Source organism: Nonomuraea sp. NPDC003707 (assembly GCF_053587055.1).
In genome coordinates, this window is the sequence record NZ_JBSFNK010000013.1 from 45,484 (window position 1) to 66,880 (window position 21,397).

At 71.1% G+C, this 21,397-nt stretch carries 16 protein-coding genes and 3 pseudogenes; 15 read left to right on the top strand and 4 right to left on the bottom strand.

Features of this window, described 5'->3' with window-relative positions; genetic code table 11:
- Positions 1–77: 77 nt before the first annotated feature.
- The 3 genes and pseudogenes from ACWDRB_RS31190 to ACWDRB_RS31200 all read right to left on the bottom strand — a co-directional run.
- Positions 78–665: pseudogene (locus ACWDRB_RS31190) on the bottom strand (sigma-70 family RNA polymerase sigma factor); the annotation flags it as partial.
- Between the two features lie 294 nt (positions 666–959).
- Complete coding sequence (locus ACWDRB_RS31195; RefSeq protein ID WP_449899633.1) at positions 960–1,517, bottom strand: BREX system ATP-binding domain-containing protein; 558 nt, start codon at positions 1,515–1,517, stop codon at positions 960–962.
- 264 nt (positions 1,518–1,781) lie between these two features.
- The gene (locus ACWDRB_RS31200; RefSeq protein ID WP_350734089.1) at positions 1,782–2,030 is read right to left on the bottom strand and encodes a helix-turn-helix domain-containing protein; all 249 of its coding nucleotides are present in this window, start codon (positions 2,028–2,030) and stop codon (positions 1,782–1,784) included.
- A gap of 493 nt (positions 2,031–2,523) precedes the next feature.
- Between ACWDRB_RS31200 and ACWDRB_RS31205 the strand changes: the two genes are divergently transcribed.
- The 11 genes from ACWDRB_RS31205 (at position 2,524) to ACWDRB_RS31255 (ending at position 16,391) form a co-directional block, all read left to right on the top strand.
- On the top strand, positions 2,524–3,339 hold the full coding sequence (locus ACWDRB_RS31205; RefSeq protein WP_449899635.1) for an SGNH/GDSL hydrolase family protein: 816 nt from the start codon (positions 2,524–2,526) through the stop codon (positions 3,337–3,339).
- A gap of 157 nt (positions 3,340–3,496) precedes the next feature.
- Positions 3,497–4,678 (top strand): cellulose-binding domain-containing protein, encoded by a 1,182-nt coding sequence (locus ACWDRB_RS31210; protein ID WP_449899637.1) that lies wholly within the window; start codon positions 3,497–3,499, stop codon positions 4,676–4,678.
- Positions 4,679–4,725: 47 nt separating this feature from the next.
- On the top strand, positions 4,726–5,706 hold the full coding sequence (locus ACWDRB_RS31215) for a LacI family DNA-binding transcriptional regulator (protein ID WP_449899639.1): 981 nt from the start codon (positions 4,726–4,728) through the stop codon (positions 5,704–5,706).
- Entirely contained in the window at positions 5,703–6,722 is a 1,020-nt protein-coding gene (locus tag ACWDRB_RS31220) for a LacI family DNA-binding transcriptional regulator (protein ID WP_449899641.1), read from the top strand. The genes ACWDRB_RS31215 and ACWDRB_RS31220 overlap by 4 nt, the downstream gene beginning before the upstream one ends.
- Before the next feature lie 141 nt (positions 6,723–6,863).
- Positions 6,864–8,459, top strand: a complete 1,596-nt coding sequence (locus tag ACWDRB_RS31225) for a hypothetical protein (RefSeq protein ID WP_449899643.1) — start codon at positions 6,864–6,866, stop codon at positions 8,457–8,459.
- A complete protein-coding gene (locus tag ACWDRB_RS31230) occupies positions 8,459–9,409 on the top strand; it encodes an ABC transporter permease (RefSeq protein ID WP_350734097.1) in 951 nt (316 codons plus the stop codon). Before ACWDRB_RS31225 ends, ACWDRB_RS31230 begins: the two co-directional genes overlap by 1 nt.
- Entirely contained in the window at positions 9,406–10,305 is a 900-nt protein-coding gene (locus ACWDRB_RS31235; protein ID WP_350734098.1) for a carbohydrate ABC transporter permease, read from the top strand. Before ACWDRB_RS31230 ends, ACWDRB_RS31235 begins: the two co-directional genes overlap by 4 nt.
- Entirely contained in the window at positions 10,305–10,940 is a 636-nt protein-coding gene (locus tag ACWDRB_RS31240) for a YesL family protein (protein ID WP_449899646.1), read from the top strand. Before ACWDRB_RS31235 ends, ACWDRB_RS31240 begins: the two co-directional genes overlap by 1 nt.
- Positions 10,937–12,850: a glycoside hydrolase family 127 protein gene (locus ACWDRB_RS31245; protein WP_449899648.1), complete on the top strand. Its 1,914-nt coding sequence runs from the start codon at positions 10,937–10,939 to the stop codon at positions 12,848–12,850. The genes ACWDRB_RS31240 and ACWDRB_RS31245 overlap by 4 nt, the downstream gene beginning before the upstream one ends.
- A 66-nt stretch (positions 12,851–12,916) precedes the next feature.
- On the top strand, positions 12,917–13,144 hold the full coding sequence (locus tag ACWDRB_RS31250; RefSeq protein ID WP_449899650.1) for a hypothetical protein: 228 nt from the start codon (positions 12,917–12,919) through the stop codon (positions 13,142–13,144).
- Between the two features lie 130 nt (positions 13,145–13,274).
- Complete coding sequence (locus ACWDRB_RS31255; RefSeq protein ID WP_449899652.1) at positions 13,275–16,391, top strand: AfsR/SARP family transcriptional regulator; 3,117 nt, start codon at positions 13,275–13,277, stop codon at positions 16,389–16,391.
- Between the two features lie 34 nt (positions 16,392–16,425).
- On the opposite strand, the gene ACWDRB_RS31260 is transcribed toward ACWDRB_RS31255, so the two are convergent.
- Positions 16,426–17,664, bottom strand: a complete 1,239-nt coding sequence (locus ACWDRB_RS31260) for a cytochrome P450 (protein ID WP_449899654.1) — start codon at positions 17,662–17,664, stop codon at positions 16,426–16,428.
- A gap of 35 nt (positions 17,665–17,699) precedes the next feature.
- Here ACWDRB_RS31260 and ACWDRB_RS31265 point away from each other — a divergent pair.
- From ACWDRB_RS31265 to ACWDRB_RS31280, 4 genes and pseudogenes are all read left to right on the top strand, one after another.
- Positions 17,700–17,906, top strand: a pseudogene (locus ACWDRB_RS31265) (helix-turn-helix domain-containing protein); the annotation flags it as partial.
- Between the two features lie 178 nt (positions 17,907–18,084).
- A pseudogene (locus tag ACWDRB_RS31270) lies at positions 18,085–18,402 on the top strand (alpha/beta fold hydrolase); the annotation flags it as partial.
- A gap of 298 nt (positions 18,403–18,700) precedes the next feature.
- Complete coding sequence (locus ACWDRB_RS31275) at positions 18,701–19,576, top strand: LLM class flavin-dependent oxidoreductase (protein ID WP_449899656.1); 876 nt, start codon at positions 18,701–18,703, stop codon at positions 19,574–19,576.
- Positions 19,577–19,738: 162 nt separating this feature from the next.
- Complete coding sequence (locus tag ACWDRB_RS31280) at positions 19,739–21,313, top strand: choice-of-anchor I family protein (protein WP_449899658.1); 1,575 nt, start codon at positions 19,739–19,741, stop codon at positions 21,311–21,313.
- The last annotated feature ends 84 nt before the right edge of the window (positions 21,314–21,397 follow it).

Below are 21,397 nucleotides of genomic sequence, written 5' to 3' on the forward strand. Positions count from 1 at the left end.
GCGGACTCCGCCGCCGACAGGAGGCGGTGGTGTTCGTCGGCGCCGATCGACCCGCGCCGGGTGGTGCTCAGGTGCTTGCGGGCGCGGCTCACCAGCTGGCGGACGTTGGCCGGGCTGAGCTGGATGATCTCGGCGATCTGCTCGTAGGGATAGACGAAGGCCTCACGGAGGATGTACGCGGCCCGCTGGGCCGAGGTGAGCTTCTCCAGCAGTAACAGCAGGGCGAGTTCGAGCGCCTCACCTCGCTCGGCTCCGGCGGCGGGGTCGGCGCCGGTGTCGATGGGCTCGGGCAGCCAGGGGCCGACGTAGGTCTCGCGCCGGGCCCGGGCGGACTGCACGGCGTTGATGGACAGCCGCGTCGTGATCAGGGTCAGGAACGCCGCCGGGTTGGCGATGGCCGAGCGTTCGGTGTTCTGCCAGCGCAGCCAGGTCTCCTGGACGATGTCCTCGGCCTCCGCCGAGCCGGCGAGCATCCGGTAGGCGATGCCGAACAGGCGCGGGCGCACCTCGACGAAGGTGGCGGCGGCCTGGTCGAGGGAGCTCGAGTGGGCTGGTCCGTCAGCCGCCGTGGTGGTGCTCATGAGTTGTCCTTTCCGAAGAACCGCGATCGCCTGGACGACGGCGGCCCGCGCGGCACGGGTGCCGATGGCGGGGTTGAGCAGCATGAAGTCGCGGCGGACGCTGGTGATGGGGAGGCACGCCTCGGCGAGGCGGCGGTGATCTCGACGCGCTTGAGCAGGCGTGGGTGGTGCGGGTGTCCCGGAAACGGGTGGTCAGGCGGGGGCTGTCGGTTCGGCCGGCCGGCGGGCGCCTGTCGCCGACACCACACACTGTGGCCGGGTGGGTGCCCCGGTCGCATCAGGGAGATGCCTGGCCAGGGTCCCCGGTGAGGAGCCGGTCAGCCTCGGGAGCCACCGGGCAACCGTCGAGCGACGAACCTCCGTAATCGGAGGGAGAACTCAGAGGATGTCGTCGAGCTGGTGGCGGGAGGTGACGCCGAGTTTCGTGAAGACCTTGCGCAGGTGGTATTCGACGGTGCGCGGGCTGACGTACAGGCGCTCCGCGATCTCCTTGTTGGTCAGGCCGGCCCGGGCCAGCCTGGCGATCTGCGCCTCCTGCGGGGTGAGCTGCTCCGTGGTCTCGACGTTCCGCTTCCTGGCGGTCTCCCCGGTGGCCTGGAGCTCGCGTGCGGCCCGGTCGGCGAAGGCCTTCATGCCGATCCCGGTGAACAGGTCGAAGGCGGTCCCGAGCGCGTCACGCTGGGGTTCGGGCAGGGTGTCGAGGAGGTCCAGCATCGGCACGCACAGCTTGTGGACGGCCGCGAAGGGCAGCTCCATCTCCGACTGGACCCCTGTCACGGCCACGACCCGGCACCCCGCGGACTTCGCGATCAGGTGGTCCAGCAGCGCCGACTTGCCGACTCCGGCCTCGCCGCGCAGCACCAGCACCCGGCTCTCGCCGCCGCGGACGTCCGCGAGCAGCCGGTCGAGCGTCGCGCACTCCGCCTCTCTGCCCACCAGCCACCCCGGCCGCGGGGTTCCGCCTGTCGCGGACCACCCACCCCCAAGATCAGCCTTATCCGACATCCCCGCCATATCTTCCGCACCACGCCTCACCGGTGATACCGGGACCGACTTTCATCTAATGCAATATCTCATCCAGACGGCCTGATCAACGAACCGGCTGGATGGCGTCGCGCGGTGGCGAGCGTGGATGCGGCGAACGGCGTGTCCGGCGGGGAGGGTGCGGACTTCTTCAGGCGTTATCGCGGGGAGGCGCGGTCACTTCCCGGTACGGCGGGCGGGCAGCGGCCGGATCAGGTCGTCCATCGTGCAGCCGAGGATGTCCAGCAGCGCCATCAGCGTGCGGAGGCTGAGCCGTTCCGGCTTGCCGACCACGAGCCGGTACACCTGGCTCGGCGACAGATCGACACCGCGAGCGGCCAGCAGGGGACGCAGCTCCACGGTGGAGGACATGCCGCGCTCCGCCATGACCTCGCGAAGACGCCAGCCATAGTCCAGATCGGCCATCGCCCGTCAGCCCCCTTCTCTCCTGCCGGGACAGGGTCCACCTGTCCGCGCCGCCTTCGCATCCGTGACGTCCCTAGCGTGACCGTCGTCGATGACTGGTAGGCCCACCAAAATCCGGACATCGACCAGGAACTTCTCGGGGGCTGTCACAAGCCGCGACGTACCGAACACCGGAAAGGTCCACTCATGAGCGAGCAGCCCGTCATCGTCAGCGCCACCGGGCCGCCTGATCCGGCGGCACCGGGGCCGGCGGCCGCGCCGATGAGACCCATCCGGCACGGGACTCGCCGGCCGTCACCGCCGTTGAAGGGTCCTCGTGGGTCGTGGGTTCTGCCGTGGTTGCGGGGTTTTGCGTGGAGTGTCCAGCGTAAGCTGATGCATCTCGCTCACGCTGCCGCAGGCGGCCGGTACGGTGACGCGGGGCTGAGACGGTAAGGCAGGGGGCGATCGCGTGCGGTGGGCAGGCATCATGCGCGGGCGTCACGGAGCAGGCATGACCCGGCGGTTCAGAGGGGTCGCGGTGGTCGCGGTCCTCGCCGTGGCCTGGAGCGTCGCGCTTGAGACCGTCCCGGTCGCGAGGGTGGCGAGGGACGCGCGAGCCGGTGAGACGGTCGCCACCCCGCACCCCGGACCGGCGGCGGTGACCTCCATCGTGGGGCTGGGCGATTCGGTGCCCGCGGGCTCCGCGTGTGACTGCGACACCTTCGTCTCGCTGATCAGGAAGACCCTGGCGACCAGGCAAGGCACCGGCGTCGCCGTCGACAACCTGGCCACTGGAGGGCTCACCTCGCAGGGGCTGCTCGACCAGATGGACGGCGGGTCGGCGACGGACGCCATCGTCAAGGCCGACCTGGTGATCATCACCATCGGCGCCAACGATTTCGACAGCGACGCGCTCGAGGACGACGACTGCGCTCCCCGCGCGGGGCTGGCCTGCTACAAGAACGATCTCGCGCGGCTGCGCGCCAACGTGGACGGCATCCTCGGCAAGGTTCGCGCGCTGCAGACCCGCCCGCGCAGCCGGATCGTCGTGACCGGCTACTGGAACGTGTTCCTGGACGGCGACAACGCTCGGGCCAAGGGGACGGCGTACGTGTCGAACAGCGACGCCCTCACGCGCGTCGTGAACCGGACCCTCGCCGGTGCGGCCGCGGCGAAGGGCGCGCGTTACGTCGACGTCTACGGCCCGTTCAAGGGGGACGGCTCCCGGGACGACACCCCGCTGCTGGCCGCCGACGGCGACCACCCCAACGCCGCCGGACATCGGGTCATCGCCGACTCCATCCTGTCCGCCCTCGCCGCGGGCTGATCCCGTGCGGCCGGGATGAAAGGTTCAGCGGTGAGCTCCCTGGTCAGGTGCGTAGGGAGCAGGTGCGGGGTTGACACTTCGGCGTGATCCCGCGAACCATCGTCTTCAAGAGACGGTTTGGGAGCGCTCCCATACGGACCCGAAGGCGAGCGATGTCATGTCCGGTCCCCTCACGCTGTCTGCCCGGCTCTGGGCAGTCGTCGCCTGCGTCGCCGTGGCGATCGGCGGCATCGCCGCCGTGACCGCCCCCGCTTCCGCGGACACCGGGTGCAAAGTGGACTACACCGTGAACTCCTGGCAGGGCGGCTTCACCGCGCAGGTGAAGGTCACGAACCTGGGGACGGCGCTCAGCGGGTGGCGGCTGCGGTGGACGTACACCGGGGACCAGCGGGTGACGAGCGCGTGGAACGCGCAGGTGGAGCAGAGCGGCCGGATCGTGACGGCGGCCAACGTCGCGTGGAACGGCGCGCTGGCCACGGGCGGCAGCGCCGAGTTCGGCCTGCAGGCCACCTGGTCGGCGGCCAACCCCGCGCCCACCGACTTCACGCTCAACGACGTGGCCTGCAACGGCACCACCACCCCGAGCCAGACCCCCACCGTCACGCCCACCGTAACGCCCACTGTCACCCCGACGGTCACCCCCACGGTGCCGCCCGGCTGCTCGGGGGCGACGGTCTGCTCCGGGTTCGAGGACCAGGCGGGCAGCCCGTCCGGCGACTGGCAGGTCGTCACCCCCAACTGCGCCGGCACCGGCACGGCCGTGATCGACACCGCGATCACGCACAGCGGCGGCAAGTCCCTGCGGGTCAACGGGGGCGGCGGCTACTGCAACCACCTCTTCGTCGGCACCACCCGTGACGTCTCCCGCGTCGGCCCGGTGGTCTACGCCAGGATGTGGGTCCGGCACACGACCGCCCTGCCCGCGACGCACGTCAGCATGATCACCATGGCCGACGCCAATGACGGCAACCGCGACCTGCGCATCGGTGGCCAGAACGGCGCCCTGCAGTGGAACCGCGAGTCCGACGACGCCACCCTGCCCGAGCAGAGCCCGGCGGGCGTCGCGCTCAGCACCGCGCTTCCCGTCAACCGCTGGGTCTGCCTGCGCTACGAGATCGACACCACCAAGCAGTCGATGCGCACGTACCTGGACAACCAGGAGGTCGCCGGCCTGCGCGTGGACGGCACCCCGACGCAGGACATCGACTCCCAGTGGCTGCGCCGCGCCACCGCGCCGCGCCCGGCCACGCTGCGGCTGGGCTGGGAGAGCTACGGCAGCGACCAGGACACTCTCTGGTACGACGACGTGGCGCTCGGCTCGGCACCCCTGGCCTGCTGATCACAAACCGAATGCTGAGAAGTCCTACCGTGACCTACGCTGTTCGCATGCGCGTGACGATGCGGGAGGTGGCCGATCGGGCGGGCGTCTCGATCAAGACCGTGTCACGTGTGGTGAACGGCGAGCCGCACATCCGTCCGGAGAAGGTGAGCCGGGTGCATGCGGCGATCGACGAGCTCGGCTGGGTCCCCAACCGGGCCGCCAGGACGCTCAGGACCGGGCAGGTCGGGGTGGTCGGCATCGCCGTCACCGAGCTGCGCCGCCCGTATCTCGCGGGACTCGTCGAAGCCCTGGTCACCGAGGCCGATCGCTGGGGGATGCTCGCCGCGGTCGAGCCGACGCACGGCGATCCGGCCCGGGTGGCGGCGGTGCTCGCCGCCCGGGGGAAGACGTTCGACGGCGTGGTGCTGATCGGGCCGGTCGGGCCGGTCGGCGACGGGCTGGACGACCGCCCGGTGGTCGTCGTGCAGGGCGGCGCGGCCGAGGTGGACCGGGTTGAGGTGGATCGCGTTCAGGAGGACGTCGCGGAGGCGGCGGCCCTGATGGTCCGCCACCTCGCCGTCATGGGCCGGTCCCGCCCGGCGCTGCTCGGCGCGCATCAGGATGAGCTGCGCGCCTGTCTCGACCGATCCGGTCCGGTGCCCGTGCCGTGCGCGGATCTCGGCGAGGTGGCCGACCGGCGCGCGGGAGCGCGGGCCGCCGTACAGGTGCTGGAGCGGCACCCGGACGTCGACGTGCTGCTGTGCGTCAACGACGAGGTGGCGCTCGGGGCTCTCGCGGCGCTCGTCAAGCACGGGGTGGACGTCCCCGGACGGGTGGCGGTCGCCGGCTACGGCAACCTGGAGGACGGGCGGTTCTCGACGCCGTCGCTCACCACGATCGACCCGGGACCGGCCCGGCTGGCGCGCAGCGCGCTGGAGCTGCTCGCCGATCGCCTCGCCGGCACGGCGCCGCGACAGCCGCGCGCGGTGGTCTCCCCGGTCGAGCTGATCCGGCGTGAGTCCACGCTCGGCCGGGACCCGCGGTGAAGCGCCCGACGCTGGCGGATGTCGCCGTGCGGGCCGGGGTCTCGGCGAAGACCGTGTCCAACGTCCTGCTCGGCCGCCCGCATGTCTCGGCCGCCACGCGGGCCAAGGTCCAGGCCGCGGTCGAGGAGGTCGGCTACGAGGCGGGACACGCCACGAGCCAGGCCGGGCGCGGGCTCGCCTCCGGCCGGACCGGCCGGATCGCCGTCGTCGTGCCGAACCTCTACCAGCCGTACTTCGCGGAGAACGCCGAGCGGCTCATCCTCGCCCTGGCCGAGTGCGGGTTCACCAGCACGCTGCGGATCGCCAACGGCGGGGAGCGCGAGCGCGACGCGGTGCTCGGCGTGACGATCGCCGACGTCGACGGCGTCATCATCTGCCCGCACCACCTGTCGGACGAGCTGCTCGCCGGCGCGGCGCCGCGGCGCCCGGCGGTGGCCCTCGGCGGCGCGCCGATCAGGACGCTCGACGGTGTGCTGATGGGGGAGCACGCGGGCTTCCTGGCGATCACCCGGCACCTGCTGGCCACCGGCCGGCGGCGGCTCGCGTTCGTGTGGAACGGTCCGGCGGGCGCAGTCCCGACCGGGGACCGCTACTCCGGGTTCGTGGCCGCTCTGGAGGAGCACGGCATCGAGCATGATCCTTCGCTAGTAGCCTACAGCTCCGACTGGGACCGCAGGGCCTCGGGCTACGAGGCGATGGTGGGGCTGCTGCGGCGCTCCGGCCCCAGGTTCGACGCCGCGGTCTGCGTCAACGACACGATCGCCGTGGGCGTGCTGAAAGCCCTGCGCGCGCACGCCATCCGCATCCCCGAGGACGTCGCGGTCACCGGCTTCGACGACACGGACGAGGGCGAGTTCACCATCCCGTCGTTGTCGTCGGTGAGCCCCGACCAGGGCGAGATGGTGGCCGCCGCCGTCCACCTGCTCATCGAGCGCCTCGACGGGTACGACGGCGCGGCCCGGCAGGTGCACACCGGTGTGCACCTGCTGATTCGCGACTCGTCCGGGCAGGCCTGACCCACTCCGCACCCCTCGACGCCGGTCACTTCTTCCCCTGATTGTCTTGTCATTGACAACGCTGAATGACGGCCCCTAACATCGCTGAAACATTCACCGAGATCTCGGTCACACCCCTCCGTCCCCCCTCAGGAGGACCGCATGGCCACCTCACCGGCTCTGTCCCGCCGGGCCTTCGTCGTAGCGGCCGGCCTCACCGCACTCGCGGGTTGCTCCGGCAAGAACTCCGGCGATCCGAACACGTTGCGGATCTTGGTCAACAAGCATCCGCTGACCAAGCCGATGAGCACGATGGAGTGGCCCAAACAGCTGGAGAAGATCGCGGGCGTGAAGATCCAGTGGCAGGAGATCTCCGCCGACTGGGACCAGAAGAAGTCCACCATGCTGGCGGCCGGCGACGTGCCGGACCTGATCATCGGCACGAACGCGATCACGAACGCCGACCTGGGCACGTACCGGACGCTCTTCGAGAACCTGGCCGACGACCTGGACGCGCTCCCGAACGTCAAGGCGTTGTTCGCGGCGAAGCCGCAGCTGAAGTCGATGGCCACGCTGACCAGCGGCGAGGTCTACGCGGTCCCGGGCTACAAGCGGTTCTGGCCGACGACCGTGACCCACCAGTACATCAACAAGCAGTGGCTCGACCGGCTCGGCCTGAAGGTCCCCACCACCTGGGACGAGCTCTACACCGTGCTCGTCGCGTTCAAGGAGGAGGACGCCAACGGCAACGGTGACAAGAACGACGAGATCCCGATGGACTGGTCACCGGTCGGCACGGGCGGCTTCGGCTACTTCCAGCCCAGCGTGCTGCTCGGCAGCGTCGGCCTGCCGATCGCGGGCGGCGGCGGCCAGGGCTACTTCCTGGAGGACGGCAAGGTCGGCAACTTCCTCGTCGACGAGCGCTACAAGCAGGTGATCGAGTTCCTCCATCGCTGCTACGCCGCCGGCCTGGTCAGCAAGAACGTCATGACGCAGGACTACTCGGCCTACCAGGCGGTCGGCCGCGGTTCCGGCAAGGTGGCCAAGGTCGGCTTCAGCTGGGGCTGGACGGCCAGCGACCGGTTCGGCGCCGAGCTGGCCGATCAGTACGTCGCGATGGCGCCGCTGCTGGCCAAACCCGGCCAGACCACCCCGGTGACCTGGACGTACGACTCCAACGGCGAGAACTTCCCGTCGAACCAGATCCTCATGTCCGCCAAGACGAGCAACAAGCAGGCGGCGCTCAAGGTCGTCAACGCCCTCTACGACAAGGAGATGTCGCTGCAGGTGCTGTGGGGCGACCTCGGCAAGTACGTCAAGAAGGTCAGCGACAAGGAGTACGAGGTGCTCCCGCCGGCCGACCCCAAGGTCGACCCGTCGACCTGGAAGTGGACGGTCACCATCGCCGACGCCGGCCCGGTCTGGATCCGGGACGACATCGAGGTGAAGCTGCCGGCCGACCTGGACGAGGCCGTCGAGCAGACCGAGCCGCTGCAGAAGGCGCTGGCGAACATGGACGTGGACAAGGACGTCTACCCGTTCCAGTTCATCCAGATGAAGCCCGACGACACCAACCAGCTCGGGCTGAACAACACCACGATGCTCAACACCGCGATGACGAAGTTCGCCGAGTGGATCACCAAGGGCGGCGTCGAGGATCAGTGGGGACAGTACGTCCAGCAGGTCCAGAACGCCGGCCTGCAGAAGAACATCGACATCTACCAGCGCTACTACGACGAGTACGTGAAGACGCGCTGATGGCGGAGTCTCTCGTCGCGGCTCGCAAGCCGGCCGGCGCCCGAAGGATGGGCGCCGGCCGGCACGTCAGGCGGTACTGGCAACTGTGGCTCATGGTCCTGCCGGCCGTCGGGTTCGTCGCCGTGTTCATGTACGTCCCGATGTACGGGATCCAGCTGGCCTTCCGGGAGTTCGACTTCACCGCCGGGCTCACCGGCGGGGACTGGGTCGGCCTGAAGTACTTCCGGCAGTTCTTCGACAGCCCGCTGTTCTGGCCGCTGCTGAAGAACACGTTCGTCATCGCCTTCACCACCCTCGTGGTGGGGTTCGTCGCGCCGATCCTGCTGGCGCTGATGATCAACCAGATCGCCGGCGGCCGGCGCAAAAGGGTCATGCAGACGGCGACGTACCTGCCGCACTTCATCTCGATCGTGGTCATCGTCGGCATGCTGCAGGCGTTCCTCAACCCGTCCACCGGGCTGCTCACCCGGGTCTCCGCCCTGTTCGGCCTCGACGGGGTGAACTTCCTCGGCGACACGGCGGCCTTCGTACCGGTGTACGTGATCTCCGACGTGTGGCAGCACTGCGGGTGGAACAGCATCATCTACCTCGCCGCGCTCTCGCGGGTCGACCCGCAGCTGTACGAGGCGGCCAAGGTGGACGGCGCGAACCGGCTGCAGCTCATCCGGCACGTCGACGTCCCGAGCATCGTGCCGACCATGGTGATCCTGCTCATCCTCACCATGGGCGGCGTGCTGAACACCGGCTTCGAGAAGGTCTGGTTGATGCAGAACAACCTGAACCTCCCCGTGTCCGAGGTCATCGCGACGTACGTCTACAAGATCGGCATCTTCAGCACGCAGTTCAGCTACGCCACCGCGATCGGCCTGTTCAACACGGTCATCAACTTCGCGTTCCTGATCGCCGCCAACGCGATCGCCCGCCGCGTGTCGAACTGGAGCCTGTGGTGACATTCTTCCGCAAGAAGACACCGGGCGACGTCGTCTTCACGCTGGCGCTCGGCGCGATCTGCGTGGCGGTCCTGTTCGCGGTGGTCTATCCGGTCTACTTCGTGGTGATCGCGTCCGTGAGCAACCCGTCGCTGATCTCCACCGGCGAGGTGTGGCTGTGGCCGAAGGGCGTGAACCTCTTCGGGTACCGGGAGATCTTCAACGACGAGCGGATCTGGACGGGCTACCGCAACACGCTGCTCTACAGCGTCGTCGGGACCGCGCTGAACCTCGTCGTGACCATCCCCGCGGCGTACGCGCTGTCGCGGCCGGAGTTCCGCCCCCGGCGGATCCTCATGCTGTTCTTCGTGTTCACGATGTTCTTCAACGGCGGGCTGATCCCGACGTACCTGCTCTATCGCGATCTCGGCCTGCTGGACAACTGGCTCGTGTTCGTCCTGCCGTCGGCGGTGAACGTCTACAACCTCATCATCGCCCGCGCCTTCTTCGAGCACTCGCTGCCGAAGGAGCTGTTCGAGGCGGCGATGATCGACGGCGTGTCCTACCTGCAGTATTTCGCCAGGGTCGCGCTGCCGCTGTCCAAGGCGATCGTCTCGGTCATCGGCCTGTACTACCTGGTTCAGCACTGGAACGACTTCTTCACCGGCATGGTGTTCGTCCGGGACAACGCGCTGCAACCGCTGCAGATCGTGCTGCGTGACATCCTCCTGTCCAACCAGGCGTTCGCCGGTGGCGTCGGAGCCTCCGGCGGCAGCGGCACCTCCTACGACCAGCAGTACGCCGACCAGATCAAGTACGGCGTGATCGTCGTCTCCAGCCTCCCGGTCCTGGTGCTCTACCCGTTCCTGCAGCGCTACTTCGAGAAGGGCGTGCTCATCGGGTCGGTGAAAGGCTGATGAGACGCGTCCTCACCTGGCACACGAGGGCGGGCGAGGTGGGCCTGCTGCTGCTCAAGCTGCACCTGCTGTGGATCGTGTGGACCCTGGCCGGCGGCGTCGTGCTCGGCGTCTTCCCCGCGACCGCCGCGGTGTACGGCGTCATCCGCGGCGAGCTCCTCCATTCAGCGGCCCCTCGCGAGTTCCGCCGGCTCTGGCGGCAGGAGTTCCGCACCGCCAACGTGGTGGGCTACGTCTTCGGGGCGGCCTGGGCGGTGCTCCTGCTGGACCGGCGGCTGCTGGAGAGCGCCGACCTCGGCGTCGTCGAGCCGCTGCTCGGCGCGCTGCTCTGGCTGGTCACGCTGTTCGTGTCGGGCATGACCGCGAACATCTGGATCCTCGCCGCCCACTTCGACGAGGGGCCGGGCGCGCTCGTCCGCCGGAGCGCGATCCTCGTCCTCGCCCGCCCGGTCCAGGCGCTCGTCACGCTGCTCGTCGTCGGCGTGATCCTCTGCGCGTACTACGTCGTCCCGGGGCTGGTCCCGGTCTTCGGCGTCGCCGTACCGGCCTTCGCCTCCTTCGCCTACGTCTGGGGCACCGCGGTCCTTCCCAGGGCCCCGGGCTCATCTCACGACACCTCGTTGGGAACACCATGACCATGACCTCTGCCGCCGCCTTGCGTCGCGAGCCGCTGCCGCTGACCGCGGTCACCATCGACGACGAGTTCTGGGCGCCGCGCCGCGAGCTGATCCGTACCCGTACGCTGCGGCACCAGGAGGGCCAGCTGCGCCGGCCCGGACAGCAGTTCGACGCCCTGAGCCTGTCCTGGCGGCCGGGGGACCCGGACGAGCCGCACATCTTCTGGGAGAGCGACGTCGCCAAGTGGATCGAGGCCGCCAGCTACTGCCTGGCCACCACCGACGACCCCGAGCTCGACCGGGCCGTCGACGAGGCGATCGAGCTGCTGGCCGGCGCGCAGCAGGACGACGGCTACCTCAACGTGTACTTCACCGTCGTCAAGCCGGGGGAGCGGTTCACCGACCTTCGCGACGCCCACGAGCTGTACTGCGCCGGTCACCTCATCGAGGCCGGGGTCGCCCACTTCGAGGCGACCGGCAAGACCCGGCTGCTCGACATCGTGCGCCGCTACGCCGACCTGATCGACACCGTCTTCAGCCCCGAAGGCCCCCGCGCCGGCGGCTACTGCGGGCACCAGGAGATCGAGCTCGCGCTGGTCAAGCTCTACCGCGCGACCGGCGAGCGCCGCTACCTCGACCTCGGCCGGCGGTTCATCGACTGGCGCGGGGAGCAGCCCTACTACTTCGAGGACGAACTGCGGCGGCGCGGCACCCCCGGCTACTTCGGCACCAGGCTCCCCCGGAAGCCCAGGGACCTGCGGCGCTTCCGCGAGTACAACCAGAGCCACCTGCCCGCGGCCGACCAGGCCGAGGCCGTCGGTCACTCGGTCCGCGCCATGTACATGTACAGCGCGATGACCGACCTGGCCGGCGAGTACGACGACGACCGGCTGCTCCAGGCCGTGCGCCGGCTGTGGGCCAACGTCACGGACAAGAAGCTGTACGTCACCGGCGGGCTCGGCTCCGACCCGAGTATCGAAGGCTTCGGGCCCGCGTACGACCTGCCCGACGCCCACGGCTACGCCGAGACCTGCGCCGCGATCGGCCTCGTCCAGTGGGCCCGGCGCATGAGCAACCTCACGGGCCACGGCCACTACGTCGACGCCCTCGAACGCGCCCTGTACAACGGCGTCCTCAGCGGCGCCTCCGCCGACGGCACTCGCTACTTCTACGGCAACCCCCTCGCCAGCCACGGCACCGTCACCCGGCAGGAATGGTTCGACTGCGCCTGCTGCCCGCCCAACCTCGCCCGGCTGCTCAGCGAGCTCGGCCGCTACGTCTACGCCCAGGGACCCGGCGAGGCCGTCGTCAACCTGTACGTGGCCGGCACCGCCCGCTTCACCTTCGCCGGCGGCGAGGTCACCCTCCGCCAGGACACCGCCTACCCCCGGGAAGGCCGCCTGGCCGTCACCGTCACCCACGCCGACGACGGGGCGGAGTTCACGCTGGCCGTCCGCATCCCCGGCTGGAGCCGGCAACAGGTCGTCACCGTCAACGGCGAGCCCGTTGACCAGCCTGTCCTCCGCGACGGCTACTGCGTCCTCTCCCGCCGCTGGCGGGCCGGCGACGTGGTCGAGATCGATCTCGGCATGGAGGTCCGCCGGACCTGGGCGGATCCCGCCGTCGCCGCCACCGCCGGCAAGGTCGCTCTCGAGCGCGGTCCGATCGTGTTCTGCCTGGAGGGCGTCGACCACGACTGCGCCGTGCACAGCCTCACCCTCGCCCGCGACACCCCCGTCCACGCGGTGCCGGACGAGCGGACCGGCGTCGTCATCCTGAACGCCGACGCCACCGCGGACGCCGAGGCCGACGGCTCGCTGTACGGCGACCGACCTCCCGCCCGGCGCGGCGTCACGCTGACCGCCGTGCCGTACTTCTCCTGGGCCAACCGCGGCCTCTCCGACATGACCGTCTGGATCCGGGAGTGAAAGGGAAGCGTTACGGAAGCCTTGGCTGCGACGCTCCTCGCGTCATCGAGCGAAGGCAGGTTCTCCATGCGAAGCAAGATCATGAGAGCGCTGGTCCCGGCGGCCGCCCTGGCGATGGCCGCGACAGCCGGCGCCGGCGTGCCCGCGAACGCGGAGGTCCAGGCCGGTTACATCAAGAGCGTCCACCGGACCTTGGCGAAGTGTGAGGCGGCGGGCTGGAAGTACTCCGGGGACCACGAATACTGGGACTGCGACTGGGACAGCCCGTTCTGGGCACTCTGGGTCCTGAAGTAACCCCCCGGCCGACGGGATCCCGCCTGATCTTGGTGATTGGGCGGGATCTTGCCATCACTCCCGTACCCCCCGTCGTACGATCATCACTCGCCGGCATCACAGCGGGGGAATCGGGACGTGAAGGGGGCACATGGAATCGGAGGTGCGCTTCGCGCTGCTCGGGCCGGTGTCGGTCGACGGGCCTGACGGGCCGATCGCGCTGGGCTCACCGAAACAGCGGACCGTGCTGGCCGCCCTGCTGCTCCACGCGAACCGCACGGTGTCGGACGACCGGCTCGTCGACCTGATCTGGGGCGAGCGGTCGCCGCGCACGGCGGTCTCGCGCCTGCAGGTCTACGTCCACGAGCTGCGGGCGCTGGTCGGCAAGGAGCGCATCGGCCGCGTCGGCGCCGGCTACCGCATCCACGCCGGCGCGGACGAGCTCGACCTGCAGCTGTTCGAGCAGTACAGAGCCGCCGCGCGCGCCGACGCGGAGGAGGGTCGCCATACCGACGCCGCGGCCAGGTTGCGCGCCGCGGCGGGGCTGTGGCGCGGGTCCGCGCTGGCAGGAGCCGGCGCCCAGCTGATCCACCAGGAACGTCCGGGTCTTGAGGACAGGCGGATCTGCGCCCTGGAGGAGCTGTACGACTCCGAGCTGGCGGCCGGGCGGCACGCCGAGATCGTCGGCGAGCTGCACACGACGGTGGCCGAGCACCCGCTGCGCGAGCGGCTGCTGGGACAGCTCATGCTGGCCCTGCACCGGTGCGAGCGCCGCGGCGAGGCGCTGGCCGTCTACCGGGAGGCGAGACGGCGGCTGGTCGACGAACTGGGCATCGAGCCCGGCCGCCCCCTCCGCGAGCTGCACCAGCGGCTCCTGCGGGACGACGAACCGGACTTACCGGGGGAGGGCACGCAGCCGGCGCCTCCTCCGCCGCGACGAGAACCCCTCGTCGCGCGGCCGGCCGAGCTGCCCAGGGACGTGCCCGAGTTCGCCGCCCGCGACGCGGAGCTGGCGTGGCTGAACGAGTGCCTGGCCGGCGGCGACGGCGTGTGCGTGCTGAGCGGCACGGCCGGCATGGGCAAGACGGCCCTCGCGTTGCGCTGGGCGCACCAGGCCAAGGACCGCTTCCCCGACGGGCAGCTCTACATCGACCTGCGCGGCTACGATCCGGACCACGAGCCGCTGACCACGACGGCGGCGCTGACCCGGCTGCTGGTCTCGCTCGGCGTCGATCCCGAACGGGTGCGGGGCGGCTTCGAGACCCAGCTCGGCCTCTACCGCTCGCTGCTGTCGGGGCACTCGTTCCTGCTGCTCCTGGACAACGCCCGCGCGGCGGCCCAGATCGAGCAGCTCCTGCCCCCGAACGGCGTGGCGCTCGTGACCAGCAGGCACCGCCTGGGCGAGCTGGTGGCGTTCGCGGGTGCCAGGCAGCACTCGCTCGGCCCGCTGTCCGAGGCGGACGGCCGGGCGCTGCTGGACGGCGTGCTCGGGCCGGCGGGCGGCCCGGCCGAGTCGGACGCGCGCGGCGAGCTGGTACGCGCGTGCGGCGGGCTGCCGCTCGCGCTGCGCATCGCCGCCGCGAACGCCGCCGCCCGGCCCGAGGACGGCACCGCGGCGGTCGCGGCGGAGCTGGCCGCCGGCAACCCGCTGGCGGGGCTCACCGTGGACGGCGCCAAGGACAACGCCGTCACCGTCGCCTTCTCCGCCTCCTACCGCGTGCTCGCCCCCGCCGAGCAGCGGGTCTTCCGCCTCCTCGGGCTCGTGCCCGGCCCCGATGTCACCGTGGCGGCCGCGGCGGCGGTCACCGGCCTCCCGCGGGACGCGGCCCGCGCCTCGCTCAAGGCCCTGGCCGCGGCCCACCTGCTCGAACACCACATCACCGACCGCTACCGTTTCCACGACCTGGTCCGCCTGTACGCGGTGGCGGAAGCCGGGCGCGACCCCGAGCGCGAGCCGGCCTGGCAGCGCCTGTTCGAGCACTACCTGGAACTGGGCGCCGCCATCGCCGCCCGGTGCGCGCCCGGCGAGTCCCTGCTCTCCGGCCCGCAGCCGGGCCCGGACGCCCGTGAGCTGCCGTCCCCCGAGGCGGCCGACGTCATCAATCTGCTGGCCGCGCTGAGGCGCGCGATCGAGCGGGATCCCGGCCCGGCCGTCTGGCGCCTGGCCGACATGGTCCGCGCCATCTGTGCCCGTACCGGACGTATCGGTGAGTGGATGGAGATCGCGCCGACGCTGCTGGAGGCCGCCTCCGCGCACGACGTCCCGGCCGTGACCGCCATGCTGCACACCGGCATGGGCGACGGCCTCTTCCGCGTCGGCCGCCGTGAGGAGGCCGTCGGTCATCTGGAGCAGGCCGTCCGGATCTCCCGCGAGAGCGGCGATCGGGAGGGCGAGGCGGCGGCCAGGATGGGGTTGAGCTTCGCGCGGGCGTGGACGGGCGACCTCGTCGAGGCGATGGCCGACAACGTACGGGCCGCGCAGCTCTTCGGCGAGCTCGGCTCGGTGCCCGGCCACGTCCGGGCACTCCACGCGCTCGGCTACCAGTACCACCACCTGGGCCGGCTGGACCTGGCCGAGGACTACTGCAGGCAGGCACTCGCGCTGAGCCGGCGCCACGATCTGCCCTACGCCGAGGGGGCCGATCTGCGGCAGCTGGGCGCCGTGCTCCTCGACCAGGGCCGGTACGGCGAGGCGGAGACCTGCCTGCGGCAGTCGGTCGCCCTGATCACCTCGATAGGCGGCCACGGCGCGGCCACGACGCAGATCTGGATCAGCCGGCTGCACTGGGAGAACGGCCGGTGGGCGCAGTCGCGGGACGAGGCGCTGGCGGCGCTCGGCGTGTGCCGCGGCCAGGGCGACCGGCTGGTGGAGGCGGCGGCGCTGGTCGCCCTGGCCGACGCCGGAGTCCGCCTCGGCCTGACGGCAGAGGCCGCGGACAGCCTGGACCTGGCCGACGGCCTCATCGGCGCGGGCGGCCTGAACTGGCATCTGGCCTACGCGCTGCTCGCCCGCGCCCGGCTGCTCGAAGCCGTGGGCGACCAGGAGGGCGCCGTCCGCCACGCGCTGCGGGGACACGCCGTGGCGGCCGAGAGCACGTACCGGCTGCCGGAGCTGGCCGCGCTGACGGAGCTGGCCAAGCTGGAACGGCGACGAGGCGACCGCGAGGCGGCGGAGCACCGGGCCGGCGAGGCTTTGCGGCTGTGCCGGCAGATCGGACACGCACCCTGCGAGAAGAAGCTCGCGCTGCTGCTGGAGGAAGCGAGGTAGGTTTCCCCTCCCAGGATGCGCGCGGACCGGCCCCTCAAGGTGCGATGGCGTCAAACTCGATCATGAGCCGGCGGGGGCCGCGCAGCGCCGGGTTGGGCCGGTACGGCGGCGGGTCCGTGACCAGCCGGGGACTGACCAGCCGGCGGGCCAGCGCGGAGAGCGCCACCTGCGTCTCGCTCCGGGCCAGCGGCGCGCCGAAGCAGTAGTGGATGCCGTTGCCGAAGCCGAGATGCGTGTTGTCGGCGCGGCCGGGGTCGAAGCGGTCCGGGTCGGGGAAGCGGTGCGGGTCGCGGCTGCCGGCGGCGAGGACGAGCGCGAGGGGTGAGCCTCGCGGGATGGTGGTGCCGGCGATGTCGATGTCGGCCAGGGTGCTGCGGCCGGTCAGCATGTGCACCGGTGGCTCGTAGCGCAGAAGCTCCTCGACCAGCGGGATGCTCAGGTCGGGTTCGTGGCGCAGCCGATCGAGCACGTCGGGGTGGCGCAGCAGGGTGAGCAGGCCGTTGGCGATGAGGTTGACGGTGGTCTCGTGGCCGGCGACCAGCAGCAGCGCGCCGGTGTTGAGCAGGTCGGCACGGGCCATCGGCCCGTGCGGGCCGGTGTCGGTGAGCAGGCCGGAGATCAGGTCGTCGCCCGGTTGGCGGACGCGGGCCTCGGCGAGCGTGTTGAGATATTCGCCCAGTTCGCGGGTGACCTCGCTTCTCCTGCGCTGGCGCTCCTCGAACGTTCCGGTGGTCGGGTCGAAGGCTTCCACGGTGGCGTCGGCCCAGTGGTGGAAGCGCGGCTCGTCCTCGTGCGGCACCCCGAGCAGGTGGCAGATCGCGGCCACGGGCAGCGGGTAGGCGAACTCCGCGACGGCGTCGATGCGGTTCTTCCCGGCGAAGCCGTCGATCAGGCCGTCGGTGACCCCGGCGAGCCAGGGGCGGAGGGCGTCGACGCGCCCGGGCGATTGAGGCGGCCCGAACGGGCGCATCGCCAGTTCCCGCAGCCGGTCGTGCTCGGGCGGGTCGCGGTTGATGAAGGGCAGGAGCAGGCTGTCCTCGGGAGAGGCGGTGGCCTCGGCCACGCCGGGGCGGCTGCGGGGGTCGGAGCTGACCCGCGGATCGTGCAGCAGGGCGACGATCTCCTCGTACGTGCTGACCACGTACGTGCCGTCGGCCTCCCGCGTCACCGGGGTCTTGCGCAGCTCGGCGTACAGCGGGTACGGGTTCGCCCGGTTGGCGGGGTCGAGGACCTGCTGGTAGAGGCTGGCCTGTGCCATGACGATGCCTTTCATGAACTCCGCGCGGGCAAGGTCGCTGTGGCTGCTCGGTGCGCCGCCCGCCGCACCGGAACCTTCCCGCCCCACGCTGTGCCTTGCATCAGGTACCGGCCAAACCTCCGCAAGCAATCAGGCGCTGCGCCGTCGAACTTGGCCGAGCTGCTGCGCCGTCATCGCATGCGGCACGACTGACCCTGGAGCAGCTCGCCGAGGCGTCGGGGGTCGGCGTCCGGACGCTGTCGGACATGGAGCGGGGACGCAGCAGGGGACCCCGGCACCGCACCGTCACCGCGCTCACCGTGGCGATCGCCCTCATGGAGGAGCTCCAGTTCGCCGACAACCCGCACGCCCGGGCCCTGGAGACCCTGGCGGCCGTCCTGACCGACGAGGGCCGGACCGAGGAGAGCCGCCGGGCCTACGCGCGCGCGGCCGAGGTGTTCGAGGCGATCGGTGACACCGAGGCGGCCGGCCGCTGCCGCCCATCCTGCCCCCGCGCGGCTGGCCGCGTTCATGGCCGACTCGCAGGTCCCCTGGGGCGTGGACGCCCTCGGCGGGGCGGTCACCGAACCGGCCTGGCGGCACAGGCCGAGCTGGTACCTGGTGGCCACCGAGGACCGCATGATCCCGCCCCCGGCCCAGCGGGCCATGGCCGAGCGCGCCGCATCGTCCGTCGTGGAGGCCATCGGCAGCCACGCCGTGTACGTCTCGCAGCCCGCCACGGTCACCGACCTCATCCGCCAAGCCGCCACCTGAGCCCGCCGCCCCCGGCACCCGGTCGCGGCTACGGACCGGATGATCCCTGTCCCGCCAGGCTGCCGCGCCGCGTTCGCTGCCGGCGGCCTGGCCACCGCGCCGCGCGGGTTACCCGGATCGGACCGGCGTGGCCTGGTCAAGGAAATCCCTTGTCGCGGGGATGGTTTCGCGCGTCGGTGACCGCCGTCCCAAGGGGCGGAAAGGTTGTGTCCAGAGATGCGGCACGCCCGCATCAGCGAGGGCACGGCGGGCACGGTGATCAGGGGTACGCAACCTGCCGACGGACCTCGGGGGACGCATGAAAGTCGGTCTCGGCCTGCCCGTCGGCGAGCCCGCGGCCCTGCTGGAGTGGGCCCGGCTCGCGGACCAGGGCCCGTTCAGCACGCTCGGCTTGCTGGACCGTCTCGTCTACGACAATCCCGAGCCGCTGGTTGCCCTGGCCGTGCTCGCGGGGGCGACCACCAGAATCCGCCTGCAGACCGAGGTGCTGCTCGCCCCGCTCCGCGAGCCGGCACTGCTGGCCAAGCAGTGCGCGACCCTGGACCGCATGTCAGGAGGGCGCTTCACGCTCGGCATCGGCTTGGGAGCACGCCGGGACGACTACGAGGCCGTGGGCGCGGATGTGCACCGACGCGGGGCGCGGCTGGAGGAGATGCTGGGGCTGATGCGCCGCGTCTGGTCGGGCGAGCCGTACGGCGAGGGGATCGGCCCGATCGGGCCTGGGCCCGCCCGCCGGGGCGGGCCGGAAGTGCTGTTCGGTGCTTTCAGCCCGGCCGGGATCCGTCGGGCCGCCCGCCTGGGCGACGGTTTCCTGTGCGCGGCGCACCTCGCCGACGCCGAGACTCTGTTCCGGTCCATTGAGACGGAGTGGCAGGCTCAGGGACGCTCGGGCCGTCCCCGGTTGGTCGCCCAGTTCAACGCCGCGCTGGGGCCCGATCATCTGATCAAGGAAGCGCGCGACCGGCTGCACGACTATTACGGCGGCCCCCACTACATGAACCTGCCGGCGGGCTTCGCGGAGGGCGCGGTGGCGAGCATGCTCACCGCGTCCGGCCAGATCCGCGACACGGCGACCCGGATGGCGGACATCGGCGCCGACGAGGTCATGTTCTACTGCTGGGCCTCGGACGTGACCCAGGTGGATCGCTTCGCCGGCACGCTCGGCGGCGCCTGAAAGCCGCTGCGGCGGGACACCGACGTCGGCGCCGGGAGCGCATCGTGATGCGCCGACCCCATGGGGCCTGAGCTGCGTGGATGAGGCTCTTCCCAGGTGCAATTCACCGCAAAGACATCCTCTGGCGCTCAAACGGTCATCGGCTGTCGTCACGATCGGCGAATGCACCGCTCACATGCCTTCCGGATGACCGCGGCCGCCGTCGGCGCCGCTCTCTCGCTCGCCTTGCTCGCCGTTCCCGCCCAGGCGACGATTTCGCAGGACAACGGGACCAAGGGCGTCAGCCTGGCGTTCCTCGGCCGGTTCTCGACCGGGTCGGCCGGCACCGGGGCCTCGGAGATCACCTCCTACGACCCCGCCACCAAGCGCGCCTTCGTGGTGAACGCGCAGGCGGGAACGGTGGACGTCCTCGACATCCGCGACCCGCGCAACCCGAAGCGGGTCACCTCCCTGCCCGCTCCCGGAGCGAACAGCGTCGCGGTGAGCAAAGGCCTGGTGGCCGTCGCGCAGCAGGCGGCCAAGAAGACCGGCCAGGGGAAGGTGACGCTCTTCCAGGCCGGTTCCGGCAAGAAGCTCAAGGAGTTCCCCGTGGGGGCGCTTCCCGACATGGTGACCTTCAGCGAGGACGGCCGCCGGCTGGTCGTCGCCAACGAAGGCGAGCCGGAATCGTACTGCGCGGGCGCCGTCGACGACCCCGAGGGGTCGGTGAGCGTCATCGACGTGAGGAGCGGCACCGTACGCACCGCCGACTTCCGGGCGTTCAACGACCGGGCCGACGCGCTCCGGGCCGCGGGCGTGCGCATCTCCGGTCCGGGCGCGACGGTGGCCCAGGACCTGGAGCCGGAGTACATCACCGTGGCCGGTGACACGGCGTGGGTGACGTTGCAGGAGAACAACGCGGTGGCGATCGTCGATCTCGGCCGCGCCAAGGTCCAGCGGATCGTGCCGCTCGGCCTGAAGGACTTCGGCACGGTGGGCGTGGACGCCTCCGACAAGGACGGGAAGATCGACATCCGTCCCCGGGCCGGCGTCAAGGGGATGTACATGCCCGACTCGGTCGCGCACTTCCGCTCGAAGGGGGAGACGTACCTCGTCACCGCCAACGAGGGCGACGGCCGTGACTGGGACTGCCACACGGACGAGGTGCGCGTGAAGGACCTGACGCTGTCGGCCGAGGCGTTCCCGAACGCCGCCGCGCTGAAGAAGGACGCGGAGCTCGGCCGCCTGACCGTGGCGGCGGACTCGCCGAAGGACGCCTCGGGCGCCTACCGGCAGCTGAACGCCTTCGGCGCCCGCTCGATCTCCGTACGCTCGGCCTCGGGCGCGCTGGTCTGGGACTCGGGGGACGAGCTCGAGCAGCTGATCGCCCGGGAGTTGCCCAAGGAGTTCAACGCCGACAACGAGGAGAACGACTCCTTCGACAGCCGCAGCGACAACAAGGGCCCGGAGCCCGAGGGCGTCGCGGTGGGTCAGGTACGGGGGAGGACGTACGCGTTCGTCGGGCTCGAGCGGGTCAGCGGGGTGGTCGCCTACGACGTGACCGACCCTCGGCGCCCGGCCCTCGTCGACTATCTCAACACGCGCGACTTCGCCGGATCCGTCGAGGACGGGACCGCCGGCGACGTCGGCCCGGAGGGTGTCTTCTTCGTGTCCGCCGGGGACAGCCCGACCCGCCGGCCGCTGCTGATCGTGGGCAACGAGGTGAGCGGGACCACCGCCATCTACGAGATCCGGTAGGTGGCCTCAACCGGCTCCTGACGCGCCGTACGTCGGGGTTCGCGAGGTAACGTCATCGTCACAGGTGCCGCTCGCCGTGATCCG

Excerpts from the sequence above, each read along its gene's own strand:
- ACWDRB_RS31245 (WP_449899648.1), top strand. The coding sequence starts at position 10,937 with ATGACCATGACCTCTGCCGCCGCCTTGCGTCGCGAGCCGCTGCCGCTG.
- ACWDRB_RS31240 (WP_449899646.1), top strand. The coding sequence starts at position 10,305 with ATGAGACGCGTCCTCACCTGGCACACGAGGGCGGGCGAGGTGGGCCTG.
- ACWDRB_RS31250 (WP_449899650.1), top strand. The coding sequence starts at position 12,917 with ATGCGAAGCAAGATCATGAGAGCGCTGGTCCCGGCGGCCGCCCTGGCG.
- ACWDRB_RS31215 (WP_449899639.1), top strand. The coding sequence starts at position 4,726 with ATGCGCGTGACGATGCGGGAGGTGGCCGATCGGGCGGGCGTCTCGATC.
- ACWDRB_RS31280 (WP_449899658.1), top strand. The coding sequence starts at position 19,739 with ATGCACCGCTCACATGCCTTCCGGATGACCGCGGCCGCCGTCGGCGCC.
- ACWDRB_RS31225 (WP_449899643.1), top strand. The coding sequence starts at position 6,864 with ATGGCCACCTCACCGGCTCTGTCCCGCCGGGCCTTCGTCGTAGCGGCC.
- ACWDRB_RS31260 (WP_449899654.1), bottom strand. The coding sequence starts at position 17,664 with ATGAAAGGCATCGTCATGGCACAGGCCAGCCTCTACCAGCAGGTCCTC.
- ACWDRB_RS31200 (WP_350734089.1), bottom strand. The coding sequence starts at position 2,030 with ATGGCCGATCTGGACTATGGCTGGCGTCTTCGCGAGGTCATGGCGGAG.
- ACWDRB_RS31275 (WP_449899656.1), top strand. The coding sequence starts at position 18,701 with ATGAAAGTCGGTCTCGGCCTGCCCGTCGGCGAGCCCGCGGCCCTGCTG.
- ACWDRB_RS31210 (WP_449899637.1), top strand. The coding sequence starts at position 3,497 with ATGTCCGGTCCCCTCACGCTGTCTGCCCGGCTCTGGGCAGTCGTCGCC.
- ACWDRB_RS31255 (WP_449899652.1), top strand. The coding sequence starts at position 13,275 with ATGGAATCGGAGGTGCGCTTCGCGCTGCTCGGGCCGGTGTCGGTCGAC.
- ACWDRB_RS31230 (WP_350734097.1), top strand. The coding sequence starts at position 8,459 with ATGGCGGAGTCTCTCGTCGCGGCTCGCAAGCCGGCCGGCGCCCGAAGG.
- ACWDRB_RS31205 (WP_449899635.1), top strand. The coding sequence starts at position 2,524 with ATGACCCGGCGGTTCAGAGGGGTCGCGGTGGTCGCGGTCCTCGCCGTG.